The organism is Hyphomicrobium sp. 2TAF46 (genome assembly GCF_052114865.1).
GTDB lineage: Bacteria > Pseudomonadota > Alphaproteobacteria > Rhizobiales > Hyphomicrobiaceae > Hyphomicrobium_B.
This window is the reverse complement of record NZ_JBFRFO010000004.1, coordinates 137033-149791: the sequence shown is the minus strand read 5'-3', so window position 1 is coordinate 149791 and position 12759 is coordinate 137033. Positions and strand designations below refer to the sequence as shown.

Here is a 12759-nt window from a genome sequence, read left to right as displayed (position 1 = left end):
ATCTCCGGGGCCTTTTCTATTGCGACTGAAGCACGATGATGGCAGGGACTACCCGACGAGGTTCGGATCTTCGCTGTCGTGCTCGTGCCCAATGGCCTTGAGCAAGCGCTTATCAAGAAGCGCGGGCTTCAGGAGTACCTTTTCCGAGTGGACATCCTTGACCGCCGATCGCGGCACGACGAACTCGCCGGCATTCTCCACGTAGATGACGACTGAGTTTGGCGTGACTTCGCGGACGGCGCCGATGCCGTCTTTGCCGTCTGCCAGAAAAACCATGAACCCAACTTCGATGTTTTCGGTCATGCGATACCCCGGCGCAATTGCGTTGAGGGCCAGCAGCGGAACGAGGCGCCGGCACCGCCGTTGAATCTGTGTCTTTCACAGCGGCGTTTCAAGCGCGCCGCCGGGGTGATGGTACTATGCGTCGCGAACGGCGCATTGGCCGAGGCTAAGCCAAACAGCTGCTCAGCCGCTGCCGAAGAGCTGTTGCTTGCCGAGGTTGCGGAACAGCTGCTTCAGGATGCCTTCATCCTTGCCGCCAGGGGCAGGCGTTTTCCGGCTGACGAAATCGAAGATCTTTCCGTCCTTAAGGCCGTAGTTCGCGATATTGTCGACAGTGCCGCCCTGATTGAAATAGACCGCCACCACTTGCCGATCGGTCTCGGTCGGAAGGAAAAACGATTTCTGGCTGTCGGTGCTCGAGATGTAATAAAAGGCGCGGCCGTCACCGACCACGGCCGTGGTCGCCGGCGTGCCGAGGGCGGTGCGCACTTGATCCTGGCTCATCCCGGGCTGTACGGCCTGAAGATCCGTCGCCCGGAACTGCTGGCCATGCTTGGTGATTGTCGGCGTGCCGCATGCACCAAGCATGATGGTTGACGCAACGACAGCCGACGCGACCAACCCCGAGCGGAATATCGCATTTAAATGCCGACTTCTTTGGCCGTACTGTCTCATTTGAACTTTCATTGGCGCGAATCTCTTCGCCCTATCGCCGTCGTGTGTTTAGATTGAGCGCCAGAAGCCGGCAACTGCACGCCCCCGTGGCCGCCCGGCATGATCCCCAGACATTTGCTCTGCCCATGCTGCTAACCGAGGAAACCGATGATGTTGCGATGGCTGACGCAGCGAGCCGATAACAGCCGCAAAGCAGAAGAGCTTTATGGCAGTGTCGTGACCGCAGCGCGGCAACCGGCTTTTTACGAAACTCTCGGTGTCCCGGACACACCGGAAGGCCGATTCGAGCTGGTCGTCCTTCACCTTTTCCTGGCGCTCGAAGTCCTGCGCGCTAAAGGAACCGCAGCAGAAGGGCTGGTACGCCGGACGATCGAGGCATTCGTCATTGATATGGACGATTGCATGCGCGAGATGGGGGTGGGGGATCTAACCGTGCCGAAGAAGGTTAAGCGGGCAGCCGCGGCCTTTTACGAGCGCGCCACGAGCTACCGCCGTGCCTTGGACGAGGCAGGTTCGCCCGAACGCGGATGGCCTGAGCTGTCCAAAGCCCTTCGCGGCTATGTTTACGGCGGCTCGGCCGAGCGGGGAGACGACGCGGCGGCCCTTGCGGTCTATATGCAGGCCGCATCAACGGCCCTGTCGGACCATGCGTTCGATGTATTCGTAAACGATGGCATTGCGAGCCGGCTGCTCGCGTCCGCCACAGCAAAAAATAAGGTTTCAACGACGTGACTGACCAACTGAATTGGATCGAAAAATCGGCCGAAATTCCGGCCGGTGGATTGCAGCGCGACCGCATGGCGGCGCCCGCCGAATGCCAGGCCCTGGCGCAAGCCCTCGATATCCTGAAGGTCGATAGCCTTTCCACGAACTATCGCATCAACGCGATCGCCGGAGACGGATACCGGCTGCGCGGAACGCTCGCAGCAGTCGTGGAGCAGGCCTGCGTGGTGTCGCTGGAGCCCGTCGCGGGCAAAGTAAATGCCGAATACGACGTCGAATTCTTCCCCAAGATTGACGCACCGGAGGACGAGGAGGAAGCAACCATTCTCGGTGTCGCCGACGTCGAGCTGCTCGAGCACGGCGTCATCCCCGTTGGGCGCATCGTCTACGAGACGTTGTCTGCGTCCCTCGATCCCTATCCGCGCCGCCCCGACGCCGAGTTCAATTGGCAGGACCCCAAGGCGGGAGAGCCCGAAAAATCGAACCCCTTTGCGGCCTTGTCCAAGCTCAAGCCCGACCGCTGATCACGACGGCTGGCACAACCTGACGCACGGCCCGGCGCCCCTATATGGGGAAAAAGTCAAGCGAAAACCGGAAGATGTGAGTGCTTCTGTCACGAGGCGCGTTTTCGCCTTGTGGGCGGGCCCTAAAAGGATATGGTCTCGCCGAATTTCGGGGACAGATAGACCCATGCCGGGTCTGGCACTACTCCTCTGTGCCAATACGATTTCAACGGCAATCGACAAGAAATGGCGAGCCCAAAGACTATTGCACTCGACGCAATGGGTGGCGATCACGGTCCGGAGGTTGTGGTCCCCGGGGCGGCATTGTCGCTCGAGCGCCAGCCTGCGTTGAGTTTCATTTTATACGGCAACCAGGCACGTATCGAAGCCGCGCTTGCGCAGCACGCGGCGCTTCGGGCGAAGTCGCGTGTCGTCCATACCGATCACGTCATTGCCATGGACGAGAAGCCGAGCCAGGCCCTGCGGCGTGGCAAGGGCTCCAGCATGTGGCTGCCGCTCGAAGCAGTGAAAATGGGCGAGGCGGACGCAGCGGTTTCGGCCGGGAACACCGGCGCGCTGATGGCCATCGCGAAACTCGTGCTCAGGCCCATCGCCGGCATCGAACGCCCGGCCATCGCAGCAATCTGGCCGACCATCAAATCGGAATGCATTGTCCTCGACGTCGGCGCCAACATCGGCGCGACCTCGGGCCAGCTGGCCGATTATTCGTTGATGGGCGCCGCGATGGCGCGCGCCGTGTTCCACATCGAAAAACCATCCGTCGGTCTACTGAACGTCGGCACCGAGGAAATGAAGGGCAACGAGGACGTCAAGGCCGCGCACGCGCTGCTGAAGTCGGTCGATGCCCTGCCGCTCGAATACAAGGGTTTCGTCGAAGGCGACCAGATCGGCCGCGGCGCAGTCGATGTTCTGGTTGTCGAAGGCTTCGCCGGCAACATCGCATTGAAGACCGCAGAGGGCACGGCGAAACAGATCAGTGCCTATCTCCGCGCCGCAATGACGAGTTCCGTGCTGAGCAAGATCGGCGCCTTTCTCGCGCAGGGCGGATTTCGCGTGCTGAAAGACAAGATGGATCCGCGACGCGTCAACGGCGGTACATTTCTCGGCCTCAACGGCATTGCCGTGAAGAGCCACGGCGGCACCGATGCCTTCGGATTCGCGAGCGCCGTCGATCTTGCGTACGAGATGGCCGATTCCGGACTGATCGCGCGTCTGACGGCGGATATCGACAGTTTTCATCATAGACTTTCGGCAGCCGGCGGCAGTTCGCAGCCGCAAGGCGCAGCCGGCGGTTCGCTCGGAAAGGCATAAAATTGGCAGTCCTCCGCTCCGTCATCCGTGGCGTCGGCGCGCATCTTCCGAAACGCGCCGTGACCAACAACGACCTCGCGAAAATCGTCGATACGAGTGACGCCTGGATCCAGGAGCGATCCGGCATCATCACCCGCCATATCGCCGATGAGAACGAGCTGACGTCCGATCTCGGTGCGGCGGCCGCCAAGCAAGCCCTGGTGCGGGCAGGGATCGATCCGGTCGATATCGATCTCATCGTCTGCGCGACCGCGACGCCCGATCGAACATTCCCGGCGACCGCGGTGAGAATCCAGCAGATGCTCGGCGTGACCAAGGGTGCCGCCTTTGATGTCCAGGCCGTCTGCTCGGGTTTCGTTTACGCGATGACCGTCGCCGATAACTTCCTGAGGCTCGGCCAGTCGAAGCGCGCTCTCGTCATCGGCGCCGAAACCTTCTCGCGCATTCTCGATTGGTCGGACCGCTCGACCTGCGTTCTGTTCGGCGACGGCGCCGGCGCCGTGGTGCTCGAAGCGCAGACGCAACACGGGGCGCGCGACGACCGGGGAATCCTCGCCACGAAAATTCGCTCGGACGGCCGTTTCGAAGATCTCCTCTATGTCGATGGCGGCCCCGGATCGACGAAGACCGTCGGTCACCTCCGCATGAATGGCCGCGAGGTCTTCCGGCATGCCGTTCAGAAGATTTCGGGCGTCATCGAAGAGACGCTGGTTGAGACGGGCTATGCTCCGGACGAGATCGACCTGTTCATTCCCCATCAGGCCAACAAGCGCATCCTTGACGGGATCGCCAAAAAGCTCGGTGTCGCGCCAGAGAAGATCGTGATGACGCTCGACCGGCACGGCAACACCTCGGCGGCATCGATCCCATTGGCTCTCAATGACGCATTCGAGGCCCATCGGGTCAAGGAAGGCAGCCTGATCCTCATGGAAGCCATGGGCGGTGGCTTCACCTGGGGCGCCGTTCTCGCCCGCTGGTAGAAAATTGGTGCGCTGCAGCGTAGAAAGTCGTGCCTTTTCAGTCGCTTGATTGCCCCTCCCGTTGACCCCGCGACCAACCGCCGCTACCATTGCCGGTTGAAACAGGTTGTTCGGCTGGGAGAACGAGATGGTGGGCAAGACGTTGACGCGAGCTGATCTTGCGGAAGCCGTCGTTGAGAAAGTTGGGTTGCCGCGCAACGAGAGCCAGGATCTCGTCGAGCGGGTACTCGATGAGATTTCCGGGAGCCTAGCGGAGGGCGACGCGGTCAAGCTTTCGTCCTTCGGCTCGTTCGGCATTCGCCAGAAAGGCGAAAGGGTCGGACGCAATCCAAAGACCGGCGAGGAAGTTCCCATCACGCCGCGGCGCGTTCTGGTGTTCCGCCCGTCGAACATCATGAAAGATCGTATCAACAAAGGTCACGCGAAGCGCTGAGTTCCGATTGCATCGCGATCGGACTGAGCGTTCAATCGCCGAAGGTCTGGCACGCGCGAGGGCGGTGATTCCATGAACAAGTCGGCGGAAGCTTTTCGCACGATCGGAGAAGTGGCTGACGAGCTGCAAATCCCGAAACATGTGCTGCGCTTTTGGGAAGGAAGGTTCCCACAAATCCGCCCGATGAAACGTGGCGGCGGCCGCCGTTACTATCGGCCGGAGGATATGGAGCTTCTGCGCGGCATCCGCGCCCTGCTTCACGCCGAAGGCTACACGATACGCGGTGTCCAGAAAATTCTCCGTGAGCACGGCGTCGAGCAGGTGAAGGCTGCAGCCCACCGCGCCGCGGCGGCACAGGCTGCAATGCCCGCCGAACCCGCAAGCCGGAAACGGGGCCGTAAGCCCGTCGCAAAGGCACCGGCCGAACAACCGGGCAAGGCGCGAGAGGAAACCCCAGTGCCGGCGAACGTACAGATCCTGAGCGCAATCCGCGAACTCGAGATCGCGCGCGCGATCCTGCTTGGTCAACCGCTCAATGCCGCCGACGGCCCCGATGATTTGAAGAAGTCGCGTGCAGGCCGGTCATAAGGAACAAGGTGCGGCCGCTACCGTGGGCGATTTCGAAGTCTTCTTCGTTGATCTCGTCAAATCCGCATCGCTTTTGGAAGCGGAAGAGAAGGCAACACCCCGGCTCTCCGCGTCGGATATCGCTCGCGTCGCATCCATGTCCGGCGATAGCGAAGGACGGCGGCTCTGGCGCAACGCACGCATCGCGACCCGCGTCGTGCTCGAACGCGCGGGCGGTTCCGGCATCCGCCAGGCCGACTTCGAGATCGAACCGGGCGGCCGACCAAGACTCGCCGCGGGATCTCCGTGGTTCAACGTTTCGCACACCGGCGGAGCGGCGCTCATTGCCGTCTCGAAGAACACGCCGGTCGGCGTCGACCTCGAAAGAAAGCAGCGCAGCCTCAAGATGTCCGGCGAGAGACGGCAGCGGATCATCGCCTCCGCTCAGCGCTTCGGCGCCGATCGGCAGCTGTCGGCAATACACGACGCCGACGTCATGACGGCATGGGTGCGTCTCGAAGCTGCCGCCAAAGCGCTGGGCATCGGCATCGGTCGGCTGCTGACGGAGCAGGGCGTCGTCGGCGGCAAAGGCAGAAACCAACCGCAAGATACCGGATACGGACTCGCGGTCAGAAATCTCGAAGCCGGCGACGAGTACGTCGCGGCAATCGCCGCCGAACGCCTTCCGGAAAAGCTGGAAGTGCTTCCGTTCCCGGCAAATGACCTCGCAGGGTTCATCCCGCGACGATCATAGGCGCCGGAAAATAGTGCCCGCGATCAGGGCGAGTAGCCAAAGATCTGATACGGATTGCTGACCGTCTGCTGCTTATGGCGACGGTAGCGTGGCCGCGATGGAACATCCGCCTTCGCTTCGACCTTGGGCTTTGCATCGGAGGCCTCGACGCCGCTCTTCTTGCCGCTGGTCGCCGCAGGCGCCACCTCGAAAGCCGTCGCCGACGGATCTTTGACCGCGAGCAGGATGTTCGACTCCAGCGGCCGCCAGCGATAACCGAGGCTGAAATCGATCGGCGTCGCGCGCTCCTTCGCAAAGACTTCTTTGAGCTTCGCCTGATATTGGCCGCCGAAGAGACTGATCGGACCGACATACCGGCCATACGGACGGAGCTGCCAGCCCTGTGCGAAGAAGCGCACCGGAATTCCGGAGTCGTCCTGAAGCAGCGACACGCTGTGCGAAAGCAGGAAGTCGCGAACGGTCGAGAAATTATCCGAATGCATCAGATACGACGCGCTCTTGATGAAGCTGTCGCCGTGCCCGAGCTGATCGCAAAACGTAAGGAATCCGCTCGTCTTGATGCCGCTGTCCGACAGGTCCGTGCTGAAGTAATAGAGCGTGCGTTTCTTGCCGACGTCCGGGTCGGAGAAAATGATCTTCGCGCCCTTGCCGGTCGGATTGGCAATCTTCTCCTCGACCGGATGCAGCGTGCCGTCGCTCTGAAGATCGAACAGCTCGATGTCGTAGATCGTCTTGCCCGAGCGTGCCAGGAACGTCATCAGCACAGGCAGCGTGCCGTTGAGCTTCGCGCGGCTGAAATCGACCTTCATGAACTTCGTCTGGAAGAAGCTGTAGCTCAGCACGGAGCTCAGCGACGAGCGAAGGTCGCGAAGCGAGCTTGCAATCTCGCCGCGAGAGAACTTCCGCAGATCCGGAATGGCACCCGGAGGCTCCAGGCCCGCCATCACGTAGGTATCGGCAGACGGAAAGAAAGCGTCCGCGTAGAGAAAGTCAGGGCCGCTGAAAAGATAGAACAGCACGGACTGCCGCGTATTGAAATCGCGCGAGACCATGGTCCGGATCTTCGTCAGCTGGCGCTTTTCGAGATTGCTCCAAGCCTCGTCGAAGCCGCTCGCGTACTGTTTCCAGTAGCCGTCGTTCGTATACGTATTGAGAGGCGATCCCGCCGATGGCGGCAGCCCAGCAATGAAACGGGCCGTATCGTTGATGCTGGCGCTCGGCTCGGCCTGCGCCGATGGGCCAAGAACTGAGAATGCGATAGCCACTACGGCGATCGCAACGGTGACCAGCATTCTAGCCATGTTTGATCCTATTAAGGCCTTACGTCACTCACCGAACGCTGTTGGGCAAAGGCATAAACCGCCAATCCCGTCAGCATGATGGCAAGACCGGCCAGCGACTGAAGAGGACGCTCGACGACGAGGTAGTACATCATGAAAGAGGTCACACCGAGGAAGATCAGTGGTGTGATCGGATAGCCCCAAGTCCGGTAGGGCCGCGGAAGGTCGGGCGACGTCCAGCGCAATACGATGACGCCGAGCACCGCCAGGAAAGAGCACAGCGTGAGGCTGAACTGGATCGTGTCGAGAATAGCCTCGAAGCTCTGCGTCATGAGCAGCAGGCTGACGATGCCGAGCTGCAACAGAATTGCCGTTCTTGGAACCCCGTCGCTTGTCGTGCGCGAAAGCGCGCGGAGCATCGCATGATCTTTCCCCATCGCCATGGTGACGCGCGGCCCGATCCAGGTCATGGCGCTGATCGAAGAAATGAGTCCGATACAGATCAGGCCGCCGACGATCCTCCCGCCGAACTCGCCGAAAATGTGCTTGCCGGCGACGAGGGCAACGTCTAGCTGGCCCGCCATCGCCGAGATCGGCGTCGTGTAAAGAAACACCGCGTTGAGCGCGACATAGCTGGTGATGACAATCAACGTCGCCGCCACAATCGAGCGCGGCAGGCTGACGGAGGGCTCGCGAATTTCGCCGGCGATGTAGGTCGCGGCGTTCCAGCCGGTATAGGCATACATCACGAAGACCAGGCTCACCGCGAAAGGTGCGCTCGCGATGTAGTCCATGTCGGCTGCCGACGGCGCGAACGAAATCGGCTGCGGCGTCCCGTAGACAAGCCCCGCGACGATGAGCGCCAGGATGAGGGCGCCTTTGACGATCGTCGAGATGTTCTGGAACTTGCTCGAGTGCTTGATGCCACTGAGGTGGACGGCCGTCACGATCCAGACGACCGCAAGCCCGAGAAACAGGGGCGAGATGTCCGGAATGATCGCTTTGAAGTAGACACCGAATGCCATAGCCGCGAGCGCGATCGGCGCCGAGAAGCCGAGTGTCGCGGATATCCATCCCGCCAGGAATCCAACAGCCGGATGATAGATGCGCGAGAGAAAATTGTATTCGCCGCCTGAGCGTGGGAACGCGGCCGCCAATTCCGCGTAGGCGAGGGCGCCGCAGAGCGCCGCAACGCCACCGACGATCCAGAGCAATAGCACCGGAAATGCCGAGGGAATGCTCGCGACTTGAAAGCCAAGGCTGGTGAAAACGCCGATACCGATCATGTCGGCGACGGCGAGAGCGGTCGCAGTTACCGTCGAAACTGTCCGGACGTCGATCCGCGGGGCGATCGAGGACGGGGCGGGCATGCTGGCGGCAGTTGTCATTGATTGAGCTTAACCGTGACCGATTCGTGGGACACTATTGACTCGGGTGCGGGGCAACAACTGCCGATGGAACATGTTAAAAGCCCGTTGCTAAAATACATCTAGAGCGTTGCACGGAGGGTTCGGTTCACGTCATGGCCGCAGTGGGTCATAACGTCGTCACTTTAGTGTTCGCCAGCGTATCTCACGAATTGGACAACTTTGGACATTAGAGCCACGCATCGATTTATTGCCGAATCATGGCTGACTATTCTGTTTGAGGGTAAACGCAACTCTAATGAAGATGACGGAGCGTCGGAGCGCATGGCGCCGCCGAGAATAGACTGCGGGCGACGACGATTTCTTGCGCAAGCTCTCGGCGCAAGCCTCGCATGGACGTTGAATGCTTCTGAGTCTGTCGCGGCCAACAAGACGGCCAAGCATCCTGCCGCGCCTTCCAAAACACAGGTTCAATCGAGAAGCGGCCCGACCAAGACCGCAAAAACGACTCTCGTCCCCTTCGATACCGCGCCTTTCCCCTATCACGGGACCATGCCGGGTTCGAACGCGCCGTTTCTCAACGTCGATGAAAACGGCCGCAAGGGACATCGCACCGGCTCTGGCCGCGTTTATTGGGAAGATCAGACCTACAACGATAATCGGGTGCTTCTGCACATTCCGAAGGGCTTCGATATCCGCCGCCCGGCGTTGATGATGGTTTTCTTTCACGGCCACGGCGCAACGCTTGAGCGTGACGTTCTCGCGCGCCAGAAAGTTCCCGACCAGATCTCGGCATCGAATGCGAATGTCGTTCTCGTCGCGCCTCAACTCGCCGTCGATGCCGCGGACTCGAGCGCCGGCAAATTCTGGCAACCCGGCGTCTTCGGACGGTTCATCGGCGAGGCCGGACAGCAGCTCGCGCGCCTGCACGGCGATCGCAAATCGCTCCGCACCTTTGCGAGCATGCCGGTCATCATCGTCGCCTACAGCGGTGGATACGTCGCGGCTGCGTCCGCGATCGAGCGCGGCGGATTGAAGAAGCGCGTTCGTGGCGTCGTTCTATTGGACTCGCTTTACGGCGACCTCGATAAGTTCGCCCATTGGATCGAGGCGGATCCATCGGCGTTCTTCGTCAGCGTCTACCTTGGCTCCACCCGCAATCAGAACGCCCAGTTCGAGGACATCCTTGCCGCGCACGACGTCGACGTCAGTCCGCAGATAAATACCCGGCTGGCCACCGGCGGCGTCGCGGTTGTTCCGGGAGGCGATGGCCGCCACCGGGATCTCGTAACCCATGCCTGGGTGGACAATCCGATTATCGATATCCTGAAGCGATTGCCGGAATACCGTCGTTAAGCCATCGGGTGCGCCAGGGATTTCGCGATCCCGAACCCGCGGTTTGAGCCTGAGAAACCAAGATGCGCAGGCGCCGGGTACATCGTCCTTGACGGGGGTGATCGTTCCGGGTACCCAACGCCAAGATCGACCGGCCAAATCGGCCGGGTGGCCTCCCTGACCTGAAGTTCAGGCAGATGCCATCGAGATTTCCAATTCGGAGCGTAGCGCAGCCTGGTTAGCGCACCAGTCTGGGGGACTGGGGGTCGGAGGTTCAAATCCTCTCGCTCCGACCATTTTTTCAATGACTTGCAGAATTCGCAACTCACCCTAGGAATCGCTCGTGTCCCGATTGATGGGGCCTTGCTGGTGTTTTGCAACTCGCAGATCTCGCGGCCATGAGCAAGCCGTTTCCTGAGCATGTAACGCGCGCTGAGGCAGCCCAAGTGCTGCGGTTGAGCTTGCGCCAGGTCGACCGCTTAGCTGAAACGGGAAAGCTCAAGAAGAAGAAGCCGAGCGCGAGCCGAAGCGGCTTTGATCGTGAAGACTTCGACCACTACCTCAAGAGTTTTGTGCACTAAGCGCCGAGAAGAGTCTTCGCTCGGCAGCGCTTCGATCGTCTACCAGGGTCATCCGTATTGGGCGAAGCATTTCCCTAGCTGCAGGGTTGCCGATAACGAAGACAAGCCAGTGACAGAAGCAGACAAATTTGCCCGATTGGAGGGTGTTTCCTTGTCGTCGAGGGCCAAGCGCGAAGTTGATCGTTCAGGTCCCGTAAAGGCCACGAGCCGGCCTTTAGAGCTTAATCCCGACAAAAGTTCCTCGGCAAAAGTCGACGTACTGACCACCTGGTTTCATCGCCATATCAATACGTGGCGCAAGCCCATCGAACTGTTCTAGCACCAAATCGAAGCCAGCACTTAAAATGGCCTGCAGCAAGGCTTCTCGGGTGGGCCAAAAAGACTTCCCGTTCTTCCACGACGTCCACCGCGCACTGTCTAGAGCCGCCTCGTCGAATTCTCCGTCGTATTCGCTATACCAGCGGCCTGTTAGTCCATCATTTTCAGCAAGATCTGATAGATCGAACTTAGCTTGGTTTTCCCCAGCGAAGTGGGTCTGAACGATCAAAAGCTTATTCGTCTGCTTTGCGAGCATCTTAAGAAATGTGTTGGGCCTATCGAGGTGATAGAGCAACCCACAGCAAAACGTGACGTCGAACTTCCCATAAGTCGGAAGGTTCCACGCATCGTCTTTCACGAAGCGCAGGTTCGGAAGACTGAACGCCGATCGAACGATCTCGCAATTATTGAAGTTGCTTTGGCGCGCTTCAACGCCCAGGCAATCCAGTCCAAGCTTCGCAAATTCGACTGTGTAGCCGCCTTCTAAACATCCCAAGTCCGCAAGACTTACGTTTTCGAACCCGTTCGGGAAAACAGCTTCAATCATTCTCTTCGCTGAAAGGAACCATGGATAGGTCTGCATCAACCCGCCCGCTTGCGGGAAGGTCTGAGTTCCGTCGGGCAATTCGATATTGTGAGCCGTGAAATTCAAAACGATCTCCCCTTGGAATTTTCCAGTATCTTACATCGAGCACCGCCGCAGATCCAACTTTGACGTTTAGATCGTATGTAGATGGAAGTCATTTCAGGGCCGATGTGTCTGTCGACAGTTTGCTCGCATGGAAGTTGACCAGGCCCGGCAGCTTGCGTAACTGGAACGATAACGAATGGCAATTGCACCGCGCCTCAAAAGACCGCCCGAAAGAAGCCATCGACACATTTCTTTCGTGGTGCTCTGCTGAACTCGAGGTTCTCCATCGCGGCTACCAGGTCGTCATAAGACGCACACCGAGGCTTGAAGGGTTCGCATTAATGGCCGCACGGCCTCTTTTGATTTATGGCGCAGGCGGTCATGCGCGCGAGGTCTTGGGAATTGCACGTGCGGCTCTGAACGTAGAACCTGTCGCATTGCTCGATGACTTCAATCCGGGCCGCACTGTGTCAAACGTCGAGGTCATCACCTACGCCGACGCCATCACGCGATTTCCCGACGCCAATATTCTCATCGCCATCGGCGACTCGCCTGCCCGGAAATCTCTTTATCATCGCGCCCTCTCGGATGGTTTGACCCCACTGACCCTTCGTGCCCCCGGAGTCTGGATGTCCTCCACCGCCTCGGTCGGGCCAGGCAGTCAGATATTTTTCGGAACCGCAATATCGGAAAATGTGGTGATCGGTGAAAATGTGATCATCAATTTTCACTGTTCGATTTCCCATGACGTGGTGATTGCAGATCACTGCACGCTGGCCCCCCGCGTGACGTGCGCGGGGAATGTCGCCATCGACTGCTGCGCGACCATAGGCGTGGGCGCAACAGTCATCAACGGATCTGCAGGAAAGCCTCTGAAGATCGGAAGAAATGCCTTTGTCGGCGCGGGCGCAGTGGTTATCTCAGACGTCCCAGCTGAAACAGTTGTGGCAGGAGTTCCAGCGCGCCCTTTGCGATCCAGTGCATAGGTTCATCGGAGT

Annotated in this window: 15 protein-coding genes and 1 tRNA gene; 11 read left to right on the top strand and 5 right to left on the bottom strand. The window is 59.8% G+C overall.

The window, feature by feature from the left end; genetic code table 11:
• Positions 1-48: 48 nt before the first annotated feature.
• Positions 49-303, bottom strand: coding sequence for a hypothetical protein (locus AB4Z24_RS10265; RefSeq protein ID WP_441708026.1), 255 nt, complete (start codon positions 301-303; stop codon positions 49-51).
• Positions 304-465: 162 nt separating this feature from the next.
• On the bottom strand, positions 466-870 hold the full coding sequence (locus tag AB4Z24_RS10260) for an outer membrane protein assembly factor BamE (RefSeq protein ID WP_441708024.1): 405 nt from the start codon (positions 868-870) through the stop codon (positions 466-468).
• Between the two features lie 234 nt (positions 871-1104).
• Here AB4Z24_RS10260 and AB4Z24_RS10255 point away from each other — a divergent pair, with 234 nt between their 5' ends.
• From AB4Z24_RS10255 to AB4Z24_RS10225, 7 genes are all read left to right on the top strand, one after another.
• Positions 1105-1689, top strand: coding sequence for a ubiquinol-cytochrome C chaperone family protein (locus tag AB4Z24_RS10255; RefSeq protein WP_441708023.1), 585 nt, complete (start codon positions 1105-1107; stop codon positions 1687-1689).
• Positions 1686-2204 carry a YceD family protein gene (locus AB4Z24_RS10250; RefSeq protein WP_441708022.1) on the top strand — a complete coding sequence of 173 codons (519 nt, stop codon included), beginning with the start codon at positions 1686-1688 and terminating at the stop codon, positions 2202-2204. Before AB4Z24_RS10255 ends, AB4Z24_RS10250 begins: the two co-directional genes overlap by 4 nt.
• A gap of 225 nt (positions 2205-2429) precedes the next feature.
• Positions 2430-3515 carry a phosphate acyltransferase PlsX gene (plsX, locus tag AB4Z24_RS10245; protein WP_441708020.1) on the top strand — a complete coding sequence of 362 codons (1086 nt, stop codon included), beginning with the start codon at positions 2430-2432 and terminating at the stop codon, positions 3513-3515.
• Positions 3516-3517: 2 nt separating this feature from the next.
• A complete protein-coding gene (locus AB4Z24_RS10240) occupies positions 3518-4495 on the top strand; it encodes a beta-ketoacyl-ACP synthase III (RefSeq protein WP_441708019.1) in 978 nt (325 codons plus the stop codon).
• Between the two features lie 127 nt (positions 4496-4622).
• Positions 4623-4928: an integration host factor subunit alpha gene (locus AB4Z24_RS10235; RefSeq protein ID WP_290991056.1), complete on the top strand. Its 306-nt coding sequence runs from the start codon at positions 4623-4625 to the stop codon at positions 4926-4928.
• 72 nt (positions 4929-5000) lie between these two features.
• Positions 5001-5516 (top strand): MerR family transcriptional regulator, encoded by a 516-nt coding sequence (locus AB4Z24_RS10230; protein WP_441708017.1) that lies wholly within the window; start codon positions 5001-5003, stop codon positions 5514-5516.
• Positions 5500-6249 carry a 4'-phosphopantetheinyl transferase family protein gene (locus tag AB4Z24_RS10225; RefSeq protein WP_441708015.1) on the top strand — a complete coding sequence of 250 codons (750 nt, stop codon included), beginning with the start codon at positions 5500-5502 and terminating at the stop codon, positions 6247-6249. Before AB4Z24_RS10230 ends, AB4Z24_RS10225 begins: the two co-directional genes overlap by 17 nt.
• Before the next feature lie 23 nt (positions 6250-6272).
• Here the strand turns inward: AB4Z24_RS10225 and AB4Z24_RS10220 are convergent, their stop codons facing one another.
• Together AB4Z24_RS10220 and AB4Z24_RS10215 are read right to left on the bottom strand one after the other, a co-directional pair.
• Complete coding sequence (locus AB4Z24_RS10220; RefSeq protein ID WP_441708013.1) at positions 6273-7550, bottom strand: hypothetical protein; 1278 nt, start codon at positions 7548-7550, stop codon at positions 6273-6275.
• A gap of 11 nt (positions 7551-7561) precedes the next feature.
• Positions 7562-8899 (bottom strand): APC family permease, encoded by a 1338-nt coding sequence (locus AB4Z24_RS10215; protein ID WP_441708282.1) that lies wholly within the window; start codon positions 8897-8899, stop codon positions 7562-7564.
• Between the two features lie 321 nt (positions 8900-9220).
• Here AB4Z24_RS10215 and AB4Z24_RS10210 point away from each other — a divergent pair, with 321 nt between their 5' ends.
• From AB4Z24_RS10210 to AB4Z24_RS10200, 3 genes are all read left to right on the top strand, one after another.
• Positions 9221-10252: an alpha/beta hydrolase gene (locus AB4Z24_RS10210; protein ID WP_441708011.1), complete on the top strand. Its 1032-nt coding sequence runs from the start codon at positions 9221-9223 to the stop codon at positions 10250-10252.
• Between the two features lie 197 nt (positions 10253-10449).
• Positions 10450-10527 (top strand) — tRNA-Pro (locus AB4Z24_RS10205).
• Between the two features lie 102 nt (positions 10528-10629).
• Entirely contained in the window at positions 10630-10812 is a 183-nt protein-coding gene (locus AB4Z24_RS10200) for a hypothetical protein (protein ID WP_441708009.1), read from the top strand.
• Between the two features lie 214 nt (positions 10813-11026).
• On the opposite strand, the gene AB4Z24_RS10195 is transcribed toward AB4Z24_RS10200, so the two are convergent.
• The gene (locus tag AB4Z24_RS10195; RefSeq protein WP_441708007.1) at positions 11027-11782 is read right to left on the bottom strand and encodes a class I SAM-dependent methyltransferase; all 756 of its coding nucleotides are present in this window, start codon (positions 11780-11782) and stop codon (positions 11027-11029) included.
• 134 nt (positions 11783-11916) lie between these two features.
• Between AB4Z24_RS10195 and AB4Z24_RS10190 the strand changes: the two genes are divergently transcribed.
• Entirely contained in the window at positions 11917-12747 is an 831-nt protein-coding gene (locus AB4Z24_RS10190) for an acetyltransferase (protein ID WP_441708005.1), read from the top strand.
• Positions 12748-12759: the final 12 nt, after the last annotated feature.